The organism is Pseudomonas sp. 05N434 (assembly GCF_056396965.1).
Window position 1 is genome coordinate 1 of sequence record NZ_JBFTMK010000992.1, and the last position, 763, is coordinate 763.

The following is a 763-nucleotide window of genomic DNA, read 5'->3' on the forward strand; positions in this document are numbered from 1 at the left end:
ATTTACGACTGCTGCGCAGCCGAACGCAGGCTGCGCCAGCTGCTACAAAAGCCGTGGCGTGCGCGGACCCGTAGCAGCTGCCGAAGGCTGCGTTCGGCTGCGCAGCAGTCGTGTCCTTCATAGGGTTGGTACCTCTTTTGGAAACGAACAGGTGTCCGGGGGCAACTGGGGCACCCAGAAGCGACCAGGTCAACATCGCTTGCTTCCAGGATCGCCTTACGTAGCGATGGCAAAAGGCGCGTGCGGTATTACCCGACGCGCCAGTCTGTCATTTGCTGGCGTCCAGCACGACGCGGTAACGCGCCTTGCCACTGCGTAGGTGATCAATGGCGTCGTTGATCCGGCTCATGGGAAAGTGTTCGACCTGCGGCAAGATCTGATGCCGGGCGCAGAACTCAAGCATGGTTGCTGTGTTACTGGGCGAGCCAACCGGCGAGGCGGACACACTCTTTTGTTGGGGCAGGAGGTTGAATACGTGCACTGGAATAGCGCCAGGCACGACGCCGACAAAGTGCAGGCGACCCTTGCCGCGCAGCGTGCCGAGCATGGCCGGCCAGTCGAGGTCGGCGTTGGCGGTGACCAGGAGAAAATCCAGGGTGCCGGCAATGGATTTCAGCGCGTTACTGTCGGTAGAGGCGAGCACGTTGTGTGCCCCCAGGCGCCTGGCTTCGTCCTGTTTGCTCAGCGACGAGGTAAAGGCCGTGACTTCGCAACCCCATGCGTTGAGGAAGCGTAGTGCCAGATGACCGAGGCCGCCGATTCC

The 763-nt window shown here is 61.6% G+C and carries 1 protein-coding gene; it reads right to left on the reverse strand.

The annotated features are described in order from the left end of the window. Window positions 1-268 precede the first annotated feature (268 nt). A partial coding sequence (locus tag AC1DLB_RS31285; RefSeq protein WP_477786440.1) for a zinc-binding dehydrogenase occupies window positions 269-763 on the reverse strand: 495 nt, incomplete at its 5' end.